This window comes from Phocaeicola massiliensis B84634 = Timone 84634 = DSM 17679 = JCM 13223, from assembly GCF_000382445.1.
GTDB classification, from domain to species: Bacteria; Bacteroidota; Bacteroidia; order Bacteroidales; family Bacteroidaceae; genus Phocaeicola; species Phocaeicola massiliensis.
Map to the genome: position 1 here is coordinate 945819 of NZ_KB905472.1, position 21758 is coordinate 967576.

Annotated in this window: 15 protein-coding genes; 10 read left to right on the forward strand and 5 right to left on the reverse strand. The window is 42.6% G+C overall.

Features of this window, described 5'->3' with window-relative positions; all coding sequences use genetic code 11:
• The first annotated feature begins 262 nt into the window (after positions 1 to 262).
• From HMPREF1534_RS15010 to nhaA, 8 genes are all read left to right on the forward strand, one after another.
• A complete protein-coding gene (locus HMPREF1534_RS15010) occupies positions 263 to 2839 on the forward strand; it encodes a DUF5686 and carboxypeptidase-like regulatory domain-containing protein (RefSeq protein WP_005937355.1) in 2577 nt (858 codons plus the stop codon).
• 159 nt (positions 2840 to 2998) lie between these two features.
• Complete coding sequence (locus HMPREF1534_RS15005) at positions 2999 to 4276, forward strand: replication-associated recombination protein A (RefSeq protein WP_005937357.1); 1278 nt, start codon at positions 2999 to 3001, stop codon at positions 4274 to 4276.
• 15 nt (positions 4277 to 4291) lie between these two features.
• Entirely contained in the window at positions 4292 to 5248 is a 957-nt protein-coding gene (locus HMPREF1534_RS15000; protein WP_005937358.1) for a D-2-hydroxyacid dehydrogenase, read from the forward strand.
• Positions 5245 to 5706, forward strand: a complete 462-nt coding sequence (locus HMPREF1534_RS14995) for a C-GCAxxG-C-C family protein (protein ID WP_005937359.1) — start codon at positions 5245 to 5247, stop codon at positions 5704 to 5706. The genes HMPREF1534_RS15000 and HMPREF1534_RS14995 overlap by 4 nt, the downstream gene beginning before the upstream one ends.
• Before the next feature lie 158 nt (positions 5707 to 5864).
• On the forward strand, positions 5865 to 6068 hold the full coding sequence (locus tag HMPREF1534_RS14990; RefSeq protein WP_005937362.1) for a winged helix-turn-helix domain-containing protein: 204 nt from the start codon (positions 5865 to 5867) through the stop codon (positions 6066 to 6068).
• A 99-nt stretch (positions 6069 to 6167) separates the two neighbouring features.
• Entirely contained in the window at positions 6168 to 7949 is a 1782-nt protein-coding gene (lepA, locus tag HMPREF1534_RS14985) for a translation elongation factor 4 (protein ID WP_005937364.1), read from the forward strand.
• A gap of 88 nt (positions 7950 to 8037) precedes the next feature.
• Positions 8038 to 9216 (forward strand): cation:proton antiporter, encoded by a 1179-nt coding sequence (locus HMPREF1534_RS14980; protein WP_005937367.1) that lies wholly within the window; start codon positions 8038 to 8040, stop codon positions 9214 to 9216.
• Positions 9217 to 9347: 131 nt separating this feature from the next.
• Complete coding sequence (gene nhaA, locus HMPREF1534_RS14975; protein ID WP_005937370.1) at positions 9348 to 10685, forward strand: Na+/H+ antiporter NhaA; 1338 nt, start codon at positions 9348 to 9350, stop codon at positions 10683 to 10685.
• Positions 10686 to 10711: 26 nt separating this feature from the next.
• Here nhaA and HMPREF1534_RS14970 read toward each other — a convergent pair whose 3' ends face one another.
• Positions 10712 to 12958 carry a sensor histidine kinase gene (locus tag HMPREF1534_RS14970; RefSeq protein ID WP_167321120.1) on the reverse strand — a complete coding sequence of 749 codons (2247 nt, stop codon included), beginning with the start codon at positions 12956 to 12958 and terminating at the stop codon, positions 10712 to 10714.
• Between the two features lie 200 nt (positions 12959 to 13158).
• On the reverse strand, positions 13159 to 14652 hold the full coding sequence (gene gadC / locus HMPREF1534_RS14965) for a putative glutamine/gamma-aminobutyrate antiporter GadC (protein ID WP_005937374.1): 1494 nt from the start codon (positions 14650 to 14652) through the stop codon (positions 13159 to 13161).
• Positions 14653 to 14814: 162 nt separating this feature from the next.
• Here gadC and HMPREF1534_RS14960 point away from each other — a divergent pair, with 162 nt between their 5' ends.
• Together HMPREF1534_RS14960 and HMPREF1534_RS14955 are read left to right on the forward strand one after the other, a co-directional pair.
• Entirely contained in the window at positions 14815 to 15570 is a 756-nt protein-coding gene (locus HMPREF1534_RS14960) for a potassium channel family protein (RefSeq protein WP_005937376.1), read from the forward strand.
• Between the two features lie 95 nt (positions 15571 to 15665).
• Positions 15666 to 18332: a transglutaminase domain-containing protein gene (locus HMPREF1534_RS14955; RefSeq protein WP_005937378.1), complete on the forward strand. Its 2667-nt coding sequence runs from the start codon at positions 15666 to 15668 to the stop codon at positions 18330 to 18332.
• Positions 18333 to 18420: 88 nt separating this feature from the next.
• Here HMPREF1534_RS14955 and HMPREF1534_RS14950 read toward each other — a convergent pair whose 3' ends face one another.
• The 3 genes from HMPREF1534_RS14950 to glsA all read right to left on the reverse strand — a co-directional run bounded on the left by HMPREF1534_RS14950 (position 18421) and on the right by glsA (position 21724).
• On the reverse strand, positions 18421 to 19287 hold the full coding sequence (locus HMPREF1534_RS14950) for a copper homeostasis protein CutC (protein ID WP_005937381.1): 867 nt from the start codon (positions 19285 to 19287) through the stop codon (positions 18421 to 18423).
• 5 nt (positions 19288 to 19292) lie between these two features.
• Positions 19293 to 20615, reverse strand: a complete 1323-nt coding sequence (locus HMPREF1534_RS14945; protein WP_005937384.1) for an alpha-L-fucosidase — start codon at positions 20613 to 20615, stop codon at positions 19293 to 19295.
• 146 nt (positions 20616 to 20761) lie between these two features.
• Positions 20762 to 21724, reverse strand: coding sequence for a glutaminase A (glsA, locus tag HMPREF1534_RS14940; protein ID WP_005937387.1), 963 nt, complete (start codon positions 21722 to 21724; stop codon positions 20762 to 20764).
• Positions 21725 to 21758: the final 34 nt, after the last annotated feature.

Below are 21758 nucleotides of genomic sequence, written 5' to 3' on the forward strand. Positions count from 1 at the left end.
CTCGATATTTGCATCGTTATCCTGAAAACAATCTTTTTACCTTAAAAAAAACTAATACCTATTGAAAACTTAAAAAGGGGGCTTTGTGAAAAGACCCCTTTTTTATTGTCTTTTGCTCAAGTGAATAATCTGTTATATTTCACTTAAATATTGGTCAAAACGTAAGATTTCTTTTTTTATTAGATTATATTAGCAACTTCTTTTTAAGTTAATGATTAAATTTGCATTCTCGTATATATATATAAGATACCGGTAGAAAGATATGGAGAATAAATATATAAAGTCGTTTTTATTGTTTTGGGTATTGATGATTAGTACAATTGCTGCGTCTGCCCAAAAAATACAAGGCGTTGTAACTGACTCGTTAACGAATGAACCAATCCCCTATGCTTCTGTGTATTATGAGGGAAAAGGAGTAGGCGGAATAACGGATGCTGACGGACATTATAGTGTGGAAACGCGTCAGGGATGGAATAAACTGACATTTTCATCGGTGGGTTATGTCAACAAGGTGGTGAATATTATTCCCGGAGTAACCAAAACGATGAATGTAAAATTGCGTTCGGATGATATCGAGTTGCAGGAAGTAATCGTGAAGCCTAAACGGGAAAAATATTCCCGTAAGAATAATCCGGCGGTGGAGATGATGAAGAAAGTCATTGCCCATAAGCGAAATAACAAGCTGGATGAAAATGATTACTATCAATACAATAAGTATCAGAAGATTACGATGGCTTTAAATGATGTTACTCCCGAAATGCTGGACAAAGGGATGTACAAAAAGATGCCTTTCCTGAAAGATCAGATTGAGCTTTGCGAGGAAACGGGTAAGTTTATTCTTCCTGTTTCTGTGGACGAAACGGCTTCACAGAAAATTTATCGTAAGCATCCGAAGAGTGAGAAGAATATCATTAAAGGTATGAATTCATCGGGGGTGAACGAATTGTTTGCTACAGGGGATATGCTGAGTACGGTATTGAAAGACGTATTCACGGATGTGAATATATATGATGATGATATCCGCTTGCTGCAATACCCGTTTATCAGTCCTATATCTTCCAGCGATGCCATTTCTTTCTACAAATATTATATTATGGATACGACGTATGTGGATAAGGATCGTTGCTTCCACTTGACGTTTGTTCCCAATAATTCACAGGATTTCGGTTTTACAGGACACTTGTATGTATTGGCCGACTCCAGTTACACTGTAAAGAAGTGTACCATGAATCTGCCTAAAAAATCGGGTGTGAACTTTGTCGATAACATGGATATCATTCAGGAGTTTGAGCAACTGCCGAACGGTGAATGGGTGCTGAAAACAGACGACATGATTGTGGAGCTGACCCTGATGAAAATTATGCAGGGGTTTCAAATCCGGAGAATGACACGTTATTCGGATTATGCATTTGATGAATTGCCGCAACAGTTGTTTAAGAGAAAGGGAGCGGAAATAAAAGAGGCGGATGCCATGATGAGGGGAGAGGATTTCTGGAATCAGTATCGGCAGGTGCCGCTGACAGAGACGGAAAGCTCGATGGATGTACTGGTCAAGAGGTTGGAGCAGATGCCCGGCTTTAAATATGTGATATTTGTGCTGAAAGCATTTGTTGAGAATTTTGTGGAAACCGGAACGAAAGATCATCCGAGCAAGGTGGATATAGGTCCGGTGAATACCATGATTTCAAATAACTATATAGACGGGCTTCGCCTGCGTATGAGTGCGCAGACTACGGCAAACCTGAATCCGCATTTATTCTTTAAGGGGTATTATGCTTACGGTTTCAAAGATCATCGTTCCAAGTATATGGCGGAAATGGAATATTCTTTCAATAAAAAGGAATACCTGCCGCGCGAGTTCCCGAAAAATTCCATCACTCTGACTTACCGATATGATGTGATGTCGCCGACGGATAAGTTTCTGAAGACAGATAAGGATAATGTGTTTGTGTCATTCAAGACTACTACAGTGGACCAAATGTCATACGTGCGCAATGTTGCATTGAAGTATGAGAATGAAACTCAATACGGACTGAAAACCACTGTTGAGGTGAAGCATAGTAAAGATGAACCTACCGGCGGCTTGGCATACATTACCAATGATGACAAAAAAACATTGATACCGGACATTCAAACAATGGAGGCTTCGCTGGCTTTCAGATATGCACCGGGAGAAACTTATATCAATACCAAGCAGCGTCGCTTGCCGGTGTCTTTTGATGCCCCGGTGTTCACGCTGTCGCATACGACCGGTTTTAAAGGTGTGTTTGGAGGTGAATATAATTACAACCTGACTGAAGTAGGTATATATAAGCGTTTTTGGTTTTCTTCATGGGGCAAGATTGATATGTTCCTGAAGGGAGGGGCGCAGTGGAATAAAGTGCCGTTCCCATTGCTGATTATGCCGGCAGCCAACTTGTCATATATTCTCCAGCGTGAGACTTTCAATTTGGTCAATAACATGGAATTTTTGAACGACCGTTATGCTTCGTTTGATATTTCCTGGGATTTGAATGGAAAGATATTCAATCGAATTCCATTGCTGAAGAAGTTAAAATGGCGTGAGGCTATCGGTTTCAAAATGCTGTACGGTCATTTGACGGACAAGAATAATCCGTTGAAGAATCCGGGTGACAGTGAACTGTTCCTGTTTCCCACGCGCGACGGGCATCCTACCAGTTTTGTGATGGATTCTAAAACGCCTTATATGGAATGTTCGGTAGGTATTCATAATATCTTCAAGATACTACATATCGACTACGTACGCCGTCTTAATTATCTGGATAATCCGGGTGCTAATAAATGGGGTATCCGATTGATGGTGATGATGACTTTCTAATCAAACTGTTGTTTCGGCTATTTGGAAAAACCATTTCTGTTATATTCTTGAGGTGCTCCTGTTATTTGAACAAAATGCAGGGGCACTTTTTTATGTCAGTGAGCCGATTAAAGGTATTATTTTATTAACTTTGCAACATCAGTATAACTAGATACAACTATGGCACAACCGTTAGCAGAACGTCTGCGTCCGAAGACGTTGGATGATTATATAGGACAGAAGCACCTGGTAGGACAGGGGGCAATTCTGAGGAAGATGATTGATGCAGGACGCATTTCCTCTTTCATACTTTGGGGGCCTCCGGGGGTAGGAAAGACCACATTGGCACAAATTATCGCCAATAAGCTGGAAACTCCTTTCTATACGCTGAGTGCCGTCACTTCGGGGGTGAAGGATGTGCGTGATGTGATAGAGAAAGCAAAAAGCAACCGTTTCTTTTCGCAGGCCGGTCCCATTTTATTTATAGATGAAATTCACCGTTTCAGCAAATCACAGCAGGATTCGTTGCTGGGGGCTGTAGAGACCGGAGTGGTGACTTTGATTGGAGCTACTACAGAGAATCCTTCTTTCGAAGTGATTCGCCCGTTACTGTCCCGTTGTCAATTATATGTATTAAAGTCATTGGAAAAAGATGATTTGCTGGAACTCTTGCATATCGCCATCACCAAGGATGTTATTTTGAAGGAGAAGCATATCGAGTTACAGGAAACGGACGCGATGCTTCGCTTTTCGGGTGGAGATGCCCGTAAACTCCTGAATATATTGGAACTGGTGGTTGAGGCCGATACCGATGATGGAGCGATAGTGATAACTGATGAAAAAGTGACGGAACGCTTGCAGCAGAATCCGCTGGCATACGATAAGGATGGTGAAATGCATTATGATATTATATCCGCTTTCATTAAGTCTATCCGGGGCAGTGACCCCGACGGTGCGCTTTATTGGTTGGCGAGGATGGTGGAAGGCGGGGAAGATCCGGCTTTCATAGCCCGGAGGTTGGTGATATCGGCGGCAGAAGATATCGGACTCGCCAATCCGAATGCATTGTTGTTGGCAAATACGGCTTTTGATGCGGTGATGAAGATAGGTTGGCCCGAAGGACGTATTCCCTTGGCAGAGGCAACTGTGTATCTGGCTACCAGTCCGAAGAGTAATTCTGCATACGAAGGAATCAACAGTGCATTGGAGTTGGTACGCTCTACGGGAAACCTGCCTGTGCCATTGCATCTGCGCAATGCTCCTACCAAGCTGATGAAGCAGTTGGGATATGGTAAGGATTATAAATATGCACACGCTTATCAGGGAAACTTTGTGAACCAGCAGTTTTTGCCTGATGAGATAAAAAACAGCCGGATCTGGCATCCGCAGAATAATGCTCAGGAAGTAAAACTGAAAGAACGGATGCAAGGGCTTTGGGGAGACAAGTTTAAAGAATAATCATAATAAAAGGGTATGAAAATAGTTGTTTTGGATGGTTACGGGTTAAATCCCGGTGATTTGTCATGGAATGGGCTGGAAGCATTGGGTGAGCTGACGGTTTATGACCGTACAGCTCCTGATGAGTTGATGGAACGCTCTTCCGGAGCGGAAGTACTTATAACCAATAAGACGGTGATTACTGCGGAGAATATGGCGGCATTGCCTGCATTGAAATATATCGGTGTCTTGGCTACCGGATATAATATAGTGGATGTAGCGGCTGCCAAGGAACGCGGTATTATTGTGACGAATATCCCTGCCTACAGTACCGCTTCTGTGGCACAGATGGTGTTTGCACATCTTCTTAACATTACTCAGCGTGTGGGACATTATGCCCATGCCAATCGGCAGGGACGTTGGGCGGACAATTCCGATTTCTGCTATTGGGATACCGAATTGACGGAATTGGATGGAAAGAAAATCGGCATTGTAGGGTTGGGAAATACAGGAAAAGCAACTGCACGCATTGCTTCTGCTTTCGGGATGAAGGTGTGTGCGTATACTTCGAAAGTACAGGCTCAATTGCCTGAAGGAATACAAAAAATGGAATTGGATGAGTTGTTCCGTGAATGTGATGTGGTGAGTCTGCATTGCCCGTTGACTGTAGAAACAAAAGAATTGGTCAATGCGGCTCGTCTTGCCATGATGAAACCTACAGCTATATTGATTAACACCGGGCGCGGTCCGTTGGTGAATGAAAGAGACTTGGCTGATGCACTGAATAAGGGGATGATTGCTGCCGCCGGTCTGGATGTTTTATGTTCCGAACCACCTGAGTACGACAACCCGCTACTGACGGCCAAGAACTGCTTTGTCACTCCTCATATCGCCTGGGCAACCAAAGAAGCCCGTATACGTTTGATGGACATTGCGGTGGAGAATCTGAAAGGATATATGAACCATGAAATAGTAAATAATGTAGCGAAATGAAAGAAGATAGAGTAGCAAAAGCAATAGCTTTATTTAAAGAAGGATATAACTGTTCCCAATCTGTTGTTGCCGCCTTTGCCGATGAGTATGGCTTTACGCGTGAGCAGGCGTTGAGGATGGCTGCTTCATTCGGAGGCGGTATAGGACGTATGCGTGAAACGTGTGGGGCGGCTTGTGGCATGTTCCTGCTTGCCGGACTCGAAACCGGGGCTACGGAAGGCAGTGATCGTGAGGGAAAGGCTGCCAATTATGCGCTGGTGCAGGAATTGGCGGAAGAATTCAAGCGCAGAAACGGTGCATTGAGATGTGCCGACTTGTTGGGATTAAGCAAAAAAGAACCGGTTATTTCTACCCCGGAAGCCCGCACGGAACAGTATTATGCCAAGCGTCCGTGTGTAAAGATGGTGGAAGAAGCTGCTAAAATTTGGAGTGAATATCTCGAAATGCATAAAAAATAACTGAGAAAATCGCTTTTTCTTATAGAAAATAAAACTTTTCTGATTCAAACGTGTTGAATAACATAATTTTGTGTATCTTTGCAACCGATAAGAAACACAAACATTCGTCAATGCTGAAAGCGGATGCGGATTAACGTTTAACTAAAAGTAAATCGAAAATGTTGAAAGAAAAAGCTGGTGCTCTTGCCGGACAAATCTGGGAAGCACTGAACGGAACCGAAGGTTTGACACAAAAACAAATCAAAAAGGCTGCGAAATTGAAGGCTGATAAGGATTTTTATCTTGGTTTGGGTTGGTTGTTAAGAGAAGACAAAGTAGAAACTTCTGAAGTAGAAGGGGAAGTCTTTGTAAAATTGGTGTAAACAAGAAAAAGAAACTCATAAAAAATGCGTTGGCACATCGTTTTTTGTATGTAGCCAACGCATTTTTTTGTATATTTGCGCGAAATTTAAACGACGAAGATGAAGAATATCCGTAACTTTTGTATTATTGCACATATCGACCATGGAAAATCAACCTTGGCCGATCGTCTGTTGGAGTTCACCAATACCATTCAGGTGACTGAAGGACAGATGTTGGACGATATGGATTTGGAGAAAGAACGAGGCATTACTATTAAGAGCCATGCCATTCAGATGGAATATACCTATAAGGGAGAAAAATATATCCTTAACCTGATTGATACTCCGGGACACGTAGACTTTTCATACGAAGTATCTCGTTCGATTGCTGCCTGTGAAGGTGCTTTGCTGGTAGTGGACGCTTCACAGGGAGTGCAGGCGCAGACTATTTCCAACCTTTATATGGCATTGGAGCACGACCTCGAAATTATTCCCGTGATGAACAAGTGTGATATGGCAAGTGCAATGCCCGAGGAGGTGGAAGATGAAATAATCGACCTGCTGGGTTGCAAACGTGAAGATATCATTCGTGCATCGGGTAAGACCGGCATGGGAGTGGAAGATATTCTGGCGGCTGTGATCGAACGTGTGCCGCATCCGGTGGGCGATGACCAGGCTCCGCTTCAAGCTTTGATTTTTGATTCTGTATTCAATTCGTTCCGTGGTATCATTGCTTATTTTAAGATAGAGAATGGAGTGATACGCAAGGGAGATAAAGTGAAGTTCTTCAATACGGGTAAGGAATATGATGCCGATGAAATCGGAGTCTTGAAAATGGATATGATGCCTCGTAATGAGTTGCGTACCGGTGATGTGGGATATATTATTTCAGGTATCAAGACATCACGGGAAGTGAAGGTGGGAGATACTATCACTCATATTGCCCGTCCTTGCGAGAAGGCAATTGCCGGATTTGAAGAGGTGAAGCCGATGGTGTTTGCGGGAGTTTATCCCATTGAAGCGGAAGATTATGAAAATCTTCGTGCTTCGCTTGAGAAGCTCCAGTTGAATGATGCTTCATTGACGTTCCAGCCCGAGTCTTCATTGGCTTTGGGCTTTGGGTTCCGTTGCGGTTTCTTGGGACTGCTGCACATGGAAATTGTACAGGAGCGTTTGGATCGTGAGTTCGATATGAATGTGATTACTACTGTTCCGAATGTATCGTATATGGTATATGACAAGCAGGGGCATGCCAATGAGGTGCATAACCCCGGAGGTATGCCGGACCCGACTCTGATTGACCATATCGAGGAACCTTATATTGATGCTACCGTGATTACTGCAACCGATTATATCGGTCCTATTATGACTTTGTGTCTGGGCAAGCGCGGAGAATTGGTGCGTCAGAATTATGTATCGGGAAACCGTGTGGAAATACATTACAGAATGCCGTTGGGAGAGATTGTGATTGACTTTTATGATAAGTTGAAGAGTATTTCCAAGGGGTATGCTTCATTTGATTATCATCAGTCAGGCTTCCGTCCTTCCAAACTGGTAAAACTGGATATTCTGTTGAATGGTGAGTCGGTGGATGCTCTTTCTACATTGACACATGTCGACAATGCATACGATTTGGGCAAGCGGATGTGTGAGAAGCTGAAGGAGTTGATTCCACGTCAACAGTTTGATATTGCTATTCAGGCGGCTATCGGCGCAAAAATTATCTCACGTGAAACGATAAAGGCTGTCCGTAAAGATGTAACGGCAAAATGTTACGGTGGTGACGTGAGTCGTAAACGTAAATTGCTTGAAAAGCAAAAGAGGGGTAAAAAGCGTATGAAGCAGATTGGTAATGTGGAAGTACCGCAGAAAGCGTTCCTTGCAGTATTGAAGTTGGATTAAAAATCTAAAATACCCGGAATGATTGTCGCTGTCAGCAGAACTTTCAAGGCAATCATTCCATTATTATATAATCTTTAAATAAATATAAATGAGAAAAGTTCTGTCTTTTTCGGCCTTTCTGATGATGGGTCTTTTGGTGTCCCAAATCTTACCGGGGGCGGTAGGTGAAGGGTATACTACCATAAAGAGTGTGTCTGATGTATTGCTTTACATCTGCCTGAGTTTTATTATGATTAATGTCGGACGTGAGTTTGTCATGGATAAAACAAGGTGGAAGAGTTATGCTGAGGATTATTTTATTGCAATGGCTACGGCAGCGATGCCATGGATTTTGATAGCCGTTTATTATGTATTTGTCTTGCTACCGCCCGAATATTGGCATAGCTGGGAAGCATGGAAAGAAAATCTTCTGTTAAGCCGTTTTGCGGCGCCCACCTCTGCAGGTATCTTGTTTACCATGTTGGCGGCTCTCGGATTAAAATCAAGTTGGATTTATAAAAAGATTCAGGTGTTGGCTATCTTTGACGACCTGGATACCATCTTACTGATGATTCCGTTGCAAATAATGATGGTGGGTCTGCGCTGGCAATTGATTATCATTGTTTTAGTAGTGTTTGTTCTGCTCTCTATCGGCTGGAAACAGTTAGGGAAATACAATTGGCGGCAAGACTGGAAAGCGATTTTCTTTTACTCGGTGGCAGTTTTTGCAGTTACACAGTTGGTGTATATGGTGAGCAAATATTTTTATGGAGACGAAGGAAGTATCCATATTGAAGTGTTATTGCCGGCTTTCGTTTTGGGTATGGTTATGAAACATAAGGAGATAGATACTCCTTTGGAGCATAAGGTATCTACCGGTGTTTCTTTCTTGTTTATGTTCCTGGTGGGTATGAGTATGCCTCTCTTTGTCGGAGTGGATTTTTCGGAGACGCATAGCGGTACTCATTCCATTACCGGATCGCAAGAAATGATGTCTTGGGGAATGATTATTTATCATGTGGTAATCGTGTCTTTGTTATCGAATGTCGGGAAGCTGTTTCCTGTGTTATTCTATAGAGACCGTAAGTTGAGCGAGCGTCTTGCTTTATCTATCGGTATGTTTACTCGTGGAGAAGTAGGAGCGGGAATCATCTTTATTGCATTGGGATATAATTTAGGAGGCCCTGCACTGGTAATTTCTGTGTTAACTCTTGTGCTAAATTTAATTTTAACCAGTATATTTGTACTGTGGGTGAAAAACTTGGCGTTACGAAGCTATAACGGCTGACATATACTTCGTAAGAAGAGTATTTTATACAAACAATAAAGCGTTCCTTTCTGTTATTGACTTCAAAGATAACAGGAAGGTTCGTGTTTTATAAGAATTTATCACGAATCTAATATTATAACAGGAAAGACATGGAAAAACTCAAAATCGGAAACATGAATGTTTCGTTTCTAAGTGCTACGCGGTATCACATTAATGGGGGAATTCTATTGATGGTTATCGTTCTTCTGGCGATGATTATAGCTAATTCTCCCTGGGGAGACGCTTATGCAGCTTTTTGGAATAAAGAAGTACATCTTCAGATAGGGGAATTTAATTTGTTCAGTCATAATGGGAATCACATGACCTTGATGAATTTTATCAATGATGCTTTGATGACTATTTTCTTCTTTAGTGTGGGACTGGAAATTAAGCGTGAAACATTGGTGGGTGAGTTGTCCAGTTTTCGACAGGCTTTGTTGCCGATAGTGGCGGCTTGCGGGGGGATGATTGTTCCGGTTATTATCTATTATTGTATGACGTCGGGTACGGATGCCGAGAGTGGTCTGGCTATTCCGATGGCAACGGATATTGCTTTTTCCCTGGGGGTACTAAGCTTATTCGGCAACCGTGTACCTATCAGTCTGAAAATATTTCTGACGGCTTTTGCTGTGGTGGATGATATTGGTGGTATTCTGGTAATCGCTTTATTTTATTCCTCCCATCTGGATGTGAATTTCTTGTTGTATTCTTTTGGAGTGCTTTTTTTGCTTTGTGCCGGTAATCATTTGCATATACACAATCGTTGGTTTTATCTTTTACTGGGACTGGTGATGTGGTATCTGTTTTTACAAAGTGGTATTCATGCCACTATTGCAGGGGTGATAGTAGCGTTTACGATTCCGGCTACACCACATTATAAGATAGGTAAGTATATTAACCGTATTAAGGAGAACATAGAAATATTTCCGAGTACAGACAAAGAAGGTATAATTTTGAGCAAATTGCAGATTAATGTGTTGAAAAGTATCGAATCGGCTTCCGATAGAGTGATTTCTCCTTTACAGTCATTGGAAGATAGTCTGCATGGATTAGTGAATTATGTGATTATTCCTTTGTTTGCTTTTGCTAATGCTGGTGTGGTGCTGACAGCCGGTCACGGAGGCATTGAAGTGGGAACACCTACATGGGCGGTCATGGTGGGATTGGTAGTCGGAAAATTTGTAGGTATTTACTTTTTTACATGGCTTATTGTCAAAAGTGGGTTGGCTGGCATGGCCGGGGGTATGAACTGGGTGAACCTGGCAGGTATCTGCTTGTTGGGAGGTATCGGTTTTACCGTTTCCCTGTTTATAGCTAATTTATCATTCGAAGCTTCTCCGGTTCTTTTAAGTCAGGCAAAATTGGGTGTTTTGAGCGGTACGGTGATAGCCGGGATGTTGGGCTATATTGTTTTACATTTTACACTACCGAAAAGAATATTGTCTTAAAATGGAAGAATACTAAAACAACTCAATTACAGGCAGGGCAGTACGACAGTAAAACGGCTGCCCTTGTTTATTTCGGAAGTAACCTCGATACGTCCCTGCATTTTTTCAACAATCACTTTACAGATAGACAGGCCAAGTCCTACTCCTTGTGCAAACTCATTATGTTTATAGAATCGGTCGAATATGATTTGCAGTTCTTCTTTTGGAATACCGGCTCCGGTATCTTCTACAAAAATATGCACTTCATGACTGGCTGGTTGATGATGGTATCCTAATTTGATATGTCCGCTCTTTGTAAACTTTTTGGCATTGTTCAGGAAATTAGTGATGACCTGTGTCATACGCATATTGTCTATGTGTACAAATACATCTCCTTCGGGAAACTCCTTGATAAATTTTAAGGGTGATGAAATAGTCAGTTGATGGGTGTTGTAAATACTGTTGAGCAAAGAACGGACGCTCTCTTCCCGGTAATTGAATGACATATTGCCGGATTCAATGCGTGATAGTTCCAGCACATCATTAACCAGTTTGAGCAATAAATCGGTATTATCATTGATGATGGAGATAAATTCCTGTTTCTCTTCTTCCGAAAGGTCTTTTTCCGTAGTCAGCAGGTTGGAAAACCCGGTGATGGCATTGAGAGGAGTGCGTATCTCATGACTCATATTATCCAGAAAAGATTGTTTTAATTCTGCCCGCTCTGCAACCTTGCGGGCTTGAATCAGCTCTTCTTCCTTGTCTTTTACCTCTTGGATATTTTGCAGCAGACCGGTGATGATATGAATATTGTCATTGTGACAAATCTGTTTGTAACGAAACTCCCACCATTGATATTCACCTGTAAACTTACAGCGGTATTGTGCTGTCCGTTTGGGATGGTCTGAAAGGTTGGCCACCTGATGCAGAAATCTCTCTCGTTCGTCTGGGTGAATGAATTTTACCATATCATCGATGTTCATTTGCGGAGAGTCATAATGAATCAGTTCGTAAAACTGTGGATCGAAAATGGCTTTTTCTCCATCAAACCGCCATGCATACGTATTTCCGCTTTCCATGGCAAGGATCAGTAGCTCATGCTCATATTTTAAGTTGCGCAAAGCATCCTGTTTCCGTTTTTTCTCCCGTCCATATATATAAATGAGGTAGCTTACAAATAACAATAGAAGGATGCCGACAACGATTTTGATGGTCAGGATAAGAGTGGAATATTTTTTGCTGAAAGGTTTGTACATGATTATATACTCTTCGGGAATACTTTCTTCGGGTATTTTATATTTCTCCAAAGTAACCCAATTGACGACATACTGTTTGGCGCATTGCTGTAATTGCTGACCGGGCATTTTCTTGTCCAGTCTTTCTTTTATTCCTGCCGCCATATCTTTTATTTGAATTTCGATAGGTGTAAAATAGCCTCCGAGCATATAGTCATTTGTTCCGAATCCTTCATTTATGGTCTCAAACCCGGGATTGTCAAACAAACTGCCGATGCGTAAAGTGGTGAAATCACGTTTGGTATATAGAAACAAGGAATAATCGAAAACTCCGCTGGCCATCCACAATAACCGGCGTGCGGGAACAGAGTCGCTGACCAGTTTGGCAATCATGGTTGTATCGAGATAAGAGAGTTCGGTTGGTTTTTCCGAATCAAAAGGAGAGATTTTTTTATTCTCTAGTGAATCCGGGGATATATTTAATATCCGTTCATTCACCCTGTCGCGTATGTTGATATTGTGTCCTGTGCATTGTTTTTCCAGGTCTTTCCATATAATTTTATCCAGAAAAGTACCTCCTTTAATAACGTGGATACATACTTTTCCCATAATCCGTTCAATCATCTGGCAAGTCTTGAGGTAATCGGGTCTGTCGATGTATCCGGTTACATTGGGATATTGTTGCAGTAGTTCTGTATTGGGGTAGTTCACTCCGCTGAAAACGACAGGTATTTCTCTGACTTTCGGATGATTGCATGACATCAGGGAATAAGTGGCCTGGTCGTCAAGGACTGCTATTAAATCGGCTCCCCATATATTCGAATCGTCGATGAACCCGGAAATGCGACGTTCTTCATCTGTGCTGCCGTATTTTTCGCAGTTGAGATAATAACTTTTAATTTCACATTGTAGCCCGTTTTTCTTCAGTTCATCGGCAAAGAGTCTGTTAATTCGCTCGGCGTTGTTATAACCTCTCTGGTAAGAATGGATAAGTGCTATTTTATGTTGGGATGAACAAGGGGAATGAGTACACCCGGCAAGGCATACCAATAGCAGCATCACAATAAATCCATAACCCAACACTTTCATATCATTAAAGAGTAATTTTAAAGATAATTACTCTGCAAATATAGGAATGTTTTCTTGAATAGGAAGAATGAAAGGAAAGAAATATAGGCGGGAAAAGAAAAAGAGAGTGTTCAAAGTCAATTTTTATTTTGATGCACTCTCTTTTCCAAGATAAAAGTATGGGAGACAGCTTATTTTGTTTCTCCGGTTGTTGGGGCATCTGTCGGGGCAGCTTGTTCTTCCCAGTGGAAAGGTTCGAACTGTGTGTTCTTATCTACCCATGATGGCTTACGAGATGCATAGATAATGAACGGAGCAGAGACAACAACGATACATCCTATAACTAATACGGCAAACCATACGGTGTTACTGCCGATTGATATTTGACTGGGCGGGATGAAGCTGAGCACAAATGCCAGTAATGAACCGCAGAAACCGAGTCCGGCAATGAACCACATCAAACCGTTGCCTTTACTGCCGATACGGAAAGGACGTGGAGCCTTTTTCATGTTATAGCGCAAATAAATGGCACCGCTAAACATTAACAGGTACATGATGAGATACAATAACACGGTGAGCTGTGACAGGATTTGATAGAAGCTCTGTACGGATGGCATCACTACGAACAACAAGCTGAGCAATGTCACGGCCAAACCTTGGATTAACAAGATATTCTTCTGCACACCGTTGTTGTTGGTTTTTTGGAAGAACGGGGGCAGATAACCGGCTTTACCTACGGCAAAGATACCTTTGGACGGACCGGCTACCCAAGTCAATACGCCTGCCAACACACCGAATGCCAATGCAACGGCAATGATAGGAGATAACCAGGAAGCATGTACATACTTAAAGTAGTTGTCGAAGCCGACCAGCAGGCTCTGAGTCAGGTTGATATCCTTTTCCGGGATAATGATACCCAATGCGAAAGTACCCAGTACGAAGATGGCAACTGTGATGGCTGCACCGATAAATACAGCCTTCGGATAATTCTTGGCAGGATTCTCCATATCCTTCACATGGATACCGCCCATTTCCATACCGGCATAGAAAAGGAAAATACTGGATGCAAGTACCAGATTGTCGAAATTACTGAAATCGGGGAAGAAGTTACCGTCAAAGTTCATTTGACTTTGTCCGCCCGATGCCAGATAGATAACTGCCAGCACCATCAATAGGCCTGCCGGGATGATGGTGCCTACCATACCGCCGACTTTGGCAACTTTTCCTACCCAGCCCATCCCTTTCAGTGAAATGAAAGTGGCAAGCCAGTAAATGATAAGCACCACAGCCAATGAGTAATAGCGGTTGGAGGCCAGTGACATATCGTGAGCGTCGTTTGTGCCGATAAATGCCAATGCCACCGCTCCGAAAGTTAATACCGTAGGATACCAGATTGTACTTTCCACCCATTGAAGGAATATAGCCAGAAAACCCCACTTCTTTCCGTATGCCTCACCAACCCAGCGGAATACACCGCCTTGCTTGTCCTGAAACATTGCTGCCAATTCTGCTGCTACCAATGAAGTCGGTATCAGGAAGACGATGGCTGCAAAAAGATAATAAAATGCCGAACTCAGTCCATATTCGGCTTCTGCAGGTAGCCCACGCAGGGAAACAACCGCAGTTACATTCATAATTGCGAGGGTAAATACCCCGAGCTTGACTGATTTGCTAATGTTTGCCATAAAGTTTAGGTTTAAAAAATATATTTGTTTTTGTTACGTGTCTATAACAACCTCCCCGAATTGATGTTTATCCGTTTAGGTTTATTAACCCCGGTTGTGCCGAGTAAACAAAGTACAGTTTTAAGGTGTTTTAGGGGAAACAATAATAAATAGGTATAGTTTATGAAAACAGCATTTTCTTCTTTTATCTATTCCCGAAAAGGAATTTATGGGATTCTGCATGTCTTAATCCTCTGTCTGTCTCTTTTCTTAATCATAAGTATTTCGATGGATACTTTCCATAATATTCCTTTTATTAATCAGGGGAGTTATCTCAGAATACAATTTTGGATATGTATGTTTTTCCTTTTTGATTTTCTGCTTGAATTCTTTCTGGCACCCGATAAATGGAGATACTTGAGCAGTCACTTTGTTTTTTTGCTGGTTTCTATTCCATATCTGAATATCATTGATTATTATCACATCACTTTTTCTCCGGAGGTAAGTTATTTTCTTCGTTTTATACCTCTTCTAAGAGGAGGGTATGCGCTGGCCATTGTGGTGGGGTGGCTCTCGGGAAGCAAAGCTTCGGGTTTGTTCACTTCCTATATCACTATGTTGATGGCGACAGTTTATTTTGCCAGTCTGATATTTTTTGTGCTGGAGCATAAGGTGAACCCGATGGTGACAGATTATTGGAGTGCATTATGGTGGGCATTTATGGATGTGACCACCGTGGGTAGCAATATTTATGCCGTGACTCCGACCGGCAAGATACTTTCGGTGGTACTGGCTGCGCTTGGAATGATGATGTTTCCTATCTTTACCGTATATGTAACCAGTCTGGTGCAGCAGGCAAATAAGCGGAAACAAGAGTATTATGAAAAGCAAAATGCGAATGCCGATACTTCCCGGCACAATGTTTCTGCAGATAAATAGCTTTTAGGACACTTAAAAATATTTATTTTCGCATTCCTGCTAAAAAGTTTTATCTTTGTAGCCAATAATAATTGCTAACTTAATTAATTAACAACATGAAGTTATTGGCTCTATGTGCCACGGGGCTTAGTTTAATGCTGAGTTTTACCTCGTGCACCAACAACAAACATTTGATAAGTGATGCTGCCGAACGGAATGCCGTTCAGCAAGACTTTGAAACCCGACGTTCAAAGTTGTCGCACGGAGACCTGTTTCAGGTGTTCGAACAACCGATGAGTGACGAACAGCGGGAAGCTCTGACCTTCCTATATGCTTATATGCCATTGGGGGATATTACGGACTATTCCGGTGAGTATTATCTGGAAAATATTGATTATTCATTGAAAGCCCGTGAGGAAATGCCGTGGGGCAAGACAATTCCGGAGCGTGAGTTCCGTCATTTCGTTCTGCCTGTGCGGGTGAATAACGAGAATTTGGATGACAGCCGTAAGGTGTTCTATGAAGAGCTGAAGGATCGGGTAAAGGGACTTTCATTACACGATGCTGTGTTGGAAGTAAATCACTGGTGTCATGAAAAGGTAATCTATACACCATCCGATGCGCGAACCAGTTCTCCACTCGCTTCTGTAAAGACGGCCTACGGGCGTTGTGGTGAGGAATCGACTTTCACGGTAGCTGCACTCCGTTCGGTAGGTATTCCTGCCCGTCAGGTTTATACGCCCCGTTGGGCACATACAGATGATAATCATGCTTGGGTGGAAGCGTGGGTAGATGGAAAATGGCATTTCTTTGGTGCGTGTGAACCTGAACCGGTTCTGGATTTAGGTTGGTTTAATGCTCCGGCTTCACGTGGAATGTTGATGCATACGAAAGTCTTCGGACGATACAACGGTCCGGAAGAAGTAATGTATGAAACTCCCAATTATACAGAGATCAATGTAATTGATAATTATGCCCCGACAGCTAAAGCTGAGGTAACCGTGGTGGATGCCGAAGGCAATCCGGTGACTGATGCAAAGGTGGAATTTAAAGTATACAATTATGCTGAATTTTATACTGTGGCCCGTAAACAGACAGATACCCGGGGAAAAACATTCCTTACTGCCGGTAAAGGCGATATGTTGGTATGGGCTTCTAAGGATGGTAAGTTCGGATATTCCAAACTTTCATTTGGGAAGGATAATAATCTGACAGTGAAGCTGGATAAAACAGCAGGAGATAATTACATGGTGGAAGTGGATATTGTTCCTCCTGCCGAAGGTGTCAATATGCCTGAAGTTACTCCCGAACAGCGTGCCGGAAATAATCGCCGGATGGCACAGGAAGATTCCATTCGCAATGCGTATGTAGCTACGTTTATGAGTGATGAATCGGCTCGTAACTTTGCGAAGGAGTATAAATTGGATGAAGAAGCCGTGGCTAAGATTTTGGTTGCGTCACGCGGTAATCATCTGGTGATCCGTGATTTCCTTGCCCGCTTGCGTTCCGATAAATCAAAAAAGGGGGGAATAGACCTTCTGCAGAGAATTTCCTCTAAAGACTTGCGCGATGTCAGTCTTGAAGTATTGGTAGACCACATGCAGTCTCGCCTTTGCGAAAATGCAGAGTATTTCCGCCGTTTTGTCCGTAATCCGCGTGTAAGCAATGAAATGCTGACACCGTATAAGTCTTTCTTCGGTAAGGTTGTTTCAAAACAAGATATGGAAGCGTTCCGTGCCGATCCGATGAAGCTGGCTTCCTGGGTGGCCGATAGCATTCAGGTGGACAACAACTGCAATTTGGGCGGTGCACCGATCTCACCTGCCGGAGTATGGCGTGCTCGTGTGGCAGATGCGCATAGCCGTGATATATTCTTTGTATCCATGGCGCGAAGCATGGGGATTCCGGCACGTATTGACGAGGTGACGGGTAAGGTGCAATTGATTATAGGTGATGAGAGACCGGTTGATGTAGACTTTGAGGCTGTTTCTCCGTCAGCTGCACAGACAGGTAAATTGATTGCAAAATATACTCCAATCAAATCATTGGAAGATCCCAAATATTATTCTCACTTTACTATTTCAAAGGTGACTCCCGAAGGGACTTTGCAGTTACTGAATTATGACGAAGGTGATATCGATATGGGAGGTGGTGCCACCTGGAGCAATTTGCTGAAGAATGGAACGGCACTTGATGAAGGGAATTATATGTTGGTGACAGGGACTCGTCTGGCAAATGGCGGTGTGCTTTCTGATATTACTTTTTTTACCATCAAGCCGGGAGAAACGACTACTGTTGATTTGGTGATGCGCGAAAGCAAGGATGATGTTCAGGTTATCGGCAATTTCAATTCCGAGTCTCTTTATAAGCCGATTGATAGTGATGAGTTGAAATCCATCCTTTCTACCACCGGGCGTGGTTATTATATTGTGGCTGTATTGGGAGCCGGTCAGGAACCTACAAATCATGCATTGCGTGATATTGCAGCATTGAGCAAAGATTTTGAGCAGTGGGGAAGAAGTATTGTATTATTATTCCCCAATGAAGAACAGTTCAAGAAGTTCCGGCCTGAAGAATTTCCGGGATTGCCCTCTACTATTACATATGGTATAGATGCGGACGGGGCTATCCAAAAACAGATAGCTGAAGGCATGAAGCTGCCTAACAAGACTATTTTGCCTATGTTTATTATTGGGGATACCTTTAATCGTGTAGTATTTGTCTCACAAGGTTATACCATCGGCTTAGGCGAGCAACTGATGAAAGTAATCCATAAGCTTTAAACTTTTGTAGGCAGATATAAAAGAAATGAGGCTGTTCCGTTTTTTTTCGGGATAGCCTCATTCTTTTTATTATTGATTGTCTTTCGGATTATTTATCATCTTCCAAATCATCATCTTCATCATCCCACTCATCATCTCTTTTAACCCTCTTCAACTTTTTGGATTCTTTGGTTTTCTTTTCCAAAGCCTTATCATTTTCGTCTTTCAAGGCTAGTTCGGCTAAGGCGGCTTTAACGATATCCGGGTCGGTTACATCCTTTTTATATTCTTCGATTTTCACAGTGCCACCCATTGATACTTTGGGGTTGCGGTATAGCATATCGCTTTCACAGGTGGTGCGTCCAGAGAAATGAAACTCGCAGGCACCGGTTTCCTCGGCAATTTTACGAATATTTTTAGGATTTACTCCACATCCCGGCATGATGATAATGCGTTCGTCGGCCAGTTCTACCAATTCTTTAAGGAGGGGAATACCTTTTTCGGCAGTGGCTTCCTGACCTGAAGTAAGGATACGGTGGCAACCGAGTTCAATAATTTGTTCTAATGCTTCTTGCGGATTACGGCACATATCAAAAGCGCGATGGAAAGTGACACTCATGTCGCCTACGGCATTCATCAATTTTTCCATGGCTTCCACGTCTACTTTGCCATCAGCTGTCAGGCAACCGAATACTACTCCATCTGCTCCTAATTGGCGTGCTACTTTAATATCATGCAACATGATTTCTTGTTCCAATGGAGAATATAGAAAATCTCCGCCACGGGGACGGATAATAATGTGCAATTTGGTCTGTTGTAAGAGTTGGCGTGCCATGCGTATTTCGCCAAACGACGGAGTGGTACCTCCTTCGGGAATACCTGCGCATAACTCCACACGATAGGCTCCGCCCTGTTGTGCTTTTACTGCACTTTCAACAGAATTGGCGCAGATTTCAATTTTTGATTTGTTGCTCATAAAGGTTATTTAATAATTAATTCTATCACGTAATCTATATCGTCGGGTACTTTGGGTAACTTCAACAATATACCGTCTTTGTCCTGTTTGAAGGAAAGAGAAGCCTTATCGGTGAATTGCATTGCTTTTTTTACTTTTGCCTTCAGAGGTATGTAAAGCGTATTATCCTTTAAATCTAATACATGGATAAACAAACGGTCGCCTTTACGGGTTGATACACCCCATGGATGGGGAGCTACATCTCCACCACGTGTTCCATAAATAGTTTCTCCGTATTGGTCCATCCATTCGCCCACTTTTTTCAGGCGGTCTACAGCTGTGGCGGGAAGTTCTCCATTGGGTTGCGGACCGATATTCATTAACAGGTTTGCGTTCTTTCCGGCTGCTTTAACCAAATAGTGTATTAACGCTTTGGGCGACTTATAATTTTGGTCTTCAATTTTATATCCCCACATTCCATTCATGGTTTCACAGGTTTCCAAAGGAAGTGAGCTGACGCTCTGTCCTGAAAGTCCTGCTTTATTCTCACCGGGCAGATCGCGTTCAAACATCTGGAAGTCTTCACCGGCATACGGAGTGCGGTGATGGTTGTTACCTACCAGGCAGGCGGGCTGTAGTTTGTGGATTAATGCGTATTGTTCTTCCAGTTGCCAATCGAAATCTTTGGGCTGATCCCAAACTCCATCGAACCAGATGGCACCTACCGGTCCGTAATTGGTTAGTAGTTCGGTCAACTGGTTGTTCATGAATTTATAATAACTTTTCCAGTCTCCGTGTCCTTTGGGACGTCCTGTCCCGCGTCCGGTGCTTCCTCCTTCAGGATAATCATCGCGACGCCAGTCTAAGTGTGAATAATAGAAATGGAGTTTAATGCCTTGTTTGTGGCATTCGTCTGCCAATTCTTTCAGCACATCCCGTTTGAACGGAGTGGCGTCTACAATGTCAAAATCTGATTCTTTGGTATCGAACATCGAGAAACTGTCGTGGTGGCGGCTGGTAATACAGATATATTTGGCACCTGAGGCTTTGATGGCCGATACCCATTCAGCGGCATTGAAACGTGAAGGATAAAAACCCGATGCTAATTTGGCATATTCATCGCGGTGGATATTGTGGGTGGTCATATACCATTCACCTTGTGCGGTCATGCTGTAGATACCCCAATGAAGGAAGATTCCAAATTTGTTATCTTGAAATTCCTGACGTGCTTTCATGTTCTCGGGGGTTGGTGTGTAACTTTGCTCGGGAGCTTGTGCAAAGGTGGTATTGCTTGTAAGTAGCAATAGTGCGGCGCCTAGACTGATTTTCTGTATAAACTTGTTTTTCATAATATAAATAATTATCTTTCTTTGCAAAGATAGATATAATGTCAGAATGCTAAAAATGTTTTGAGGAAAATATTTTAAAAGGAAAAGCCGGTCATCTCCTGAACGGGTAGGAAAAAGACCGGCTTTTTGATTGAGAAAAGGCAGATTTAACTGATACTGATACGATGTCCGTTAAAGATATTCATACCTAGTTTGTTCATGATATATTTAATGGCAAGTTGTGCCTTTACAGAGTTTCCCGCCTCATCCAAAGGAGGTGCGAAAGCTGCGATACCCATAATTCCGGGCATCACTCCCAGTACTCCGCCACCTACACCTGTTTTAGCGGGAACACCGGAGGTGTAAAGCCAATCGCCTGTGTGCTGGTAGAAACCTACAGTAGCTATCAGAGAAGTTATTTTCGGAGCAAGTTCTTTATCGAATACCTGTTTCTTGGTGTCAGGATTGAGGCCGTCATTGGCGATTGTAGCTGCGCAGACTGACAATTGGTCGGCTGTGATGCCCATGGAACACTGACGGGTATAGAGGTCGAGGGACATATCAGGATCATCGTAGATGCGGTTATAGTTTTTCAGTAACCAGGCAATAGAACGATTGTTGAAGTTAGTGGCCGATTCCGATTTATAAAGTTCGTCAATCAATTGGGGAGCACTGCCACAGAGTTCAGTCATATTGTCGACAATAGCTTTCCATTTGGCGTCACTGTTGCCAATGGGTTGCACCATGCTATCTGCACTGATGGCTCCTGCATTTACCAATGGAGTAGAGGGATGGTCATTCTCCAGCAAGATAGCCATGATGGAGTTAAACGGCAGTCCTGTTGCATCTGCACCAATCATTTCGAGTACTTTCTGTGCGCCATATTGACGAAGAATCAGTATAGCTGTCAATACTTTAGACACAGATTCAATGCCGAATTGGTATTGATAGTCACCCAATTGAATTTTTTCGCCATTCATCAGGCAAATACTGATACCGAATAGTTTCGGATTGATATTAGCCAAATAAGGAATGTAATCGGCATTTTTACCTTCTGTATTGTCTTTATACAGATTGTAAGCCTCCTGTGCAACATCTTTTATCTGTTGGATAGTTATAGTTCTTTCCATAAATTAATTCGATTGAAGGGAGTGTGTCAAAACT

Coding starts and splice junctions, on each gene's coding strand:
- HMPREF1534_RS15010 (WP_005937355.1), top strand. CDS start 263: ATGGAGAATAAATATATAAAGTCGTTTTTATTGTTTTGGGTATTGATG.
- HMPREF1534_RS15005 (WP_005937357.1), top strand. CDS start 2,999: ATGGCACAACCGTTAGCAGAACGTCTGCGTCCGAAGACGTTGGATGAT.
- HMPREF1534_RS15000 (WP_005937358.1), top strand. CDS start 4,292: ATGAAAATAGTTGTTTTGGATGGTTACGGGTTAAATCCCGGTGATTTG.
- HMPREF1534_RS14995 (WP_005937359.1), top strand. CDS start 5,245: ATGAAAGAAGATAGAGTAGCAAAAGCAATAGCTTTATTTAAAGAAGGA.
- HMPREF1534_RS14990 (WP_005937362.1), top strand. CDS start 5,865: ATGTTGAAAGAAAAAGCTGGTGCTCTTGCCGGACAAATCTGGGAAGCA.
- lepA (WP_005937364.1), top strand. CDS start 6,168: ATGAAGAATATCCGTAACTTTTGTATTATTGCACATATCGACCATGGA.
- HMPREF1534_RS14980 (WP_005937367.1), top strand. CDS start 8,038: ATGAGAAAAGTTCTGTCTTTTTCGGCCTTTCTGATGATGGGTCTTTTG.
- nhaA (WP_005937370.1), top strand. CDS start 9,348: ATGGAAAAACTCAAAATCGGAAACATGAATGTTTCGTTTCTAAGTGCT.
- HMPREF1534_RS14970 (WP_167321120.1), bottom strand. CDS start 12,958: ATGCTGCTATTGGTATGCCTTGCCGGGTGTACTCATTCCCCTTGTTCA.
- gadC (WP_005937374.1), bottom strand. CDS start 14,652: ATGGCAAACATTAGCAAATCAGTCAAGCTCGGGGTATTTACCCTCGCA.
- HMPREF1534_RS14960 (WP_005937376.1), top strand. CDS start 14,815: ATGAAAACAGCATTTTCTTCTTTTATCTATTCCCGAAAAGGAATTTAT.
- HMPREF1534_RS14955 (WP_005937378.1), top strand. CDS start 15,666: ATGAAGTTATTGGCTCTATGTGCCACGGGGCTTAGTTTAATGCTGAGT.
- HMPREF1534_RS14950 (WP_005937381.1), bottom strand. CDS start 19,287: ATGAGCAACAAATCAAAAATTGAAATCTGCGCCAATTCTGTTGAAAGT.
- HMPREF1534_RS14945 (WP_005937384.1), bottom strand. CDS start 20,615: ATGAAAAACAAGTTTATACAGAAAATCAGTCTAGGCGCCGCACTATTG.
- glsA (WP_005937387.1), bottom strand. CDS start 21,724: ATGGAAAGAACTATAACTATCCAACAGATAAAAGATGTTGCACAGGAG.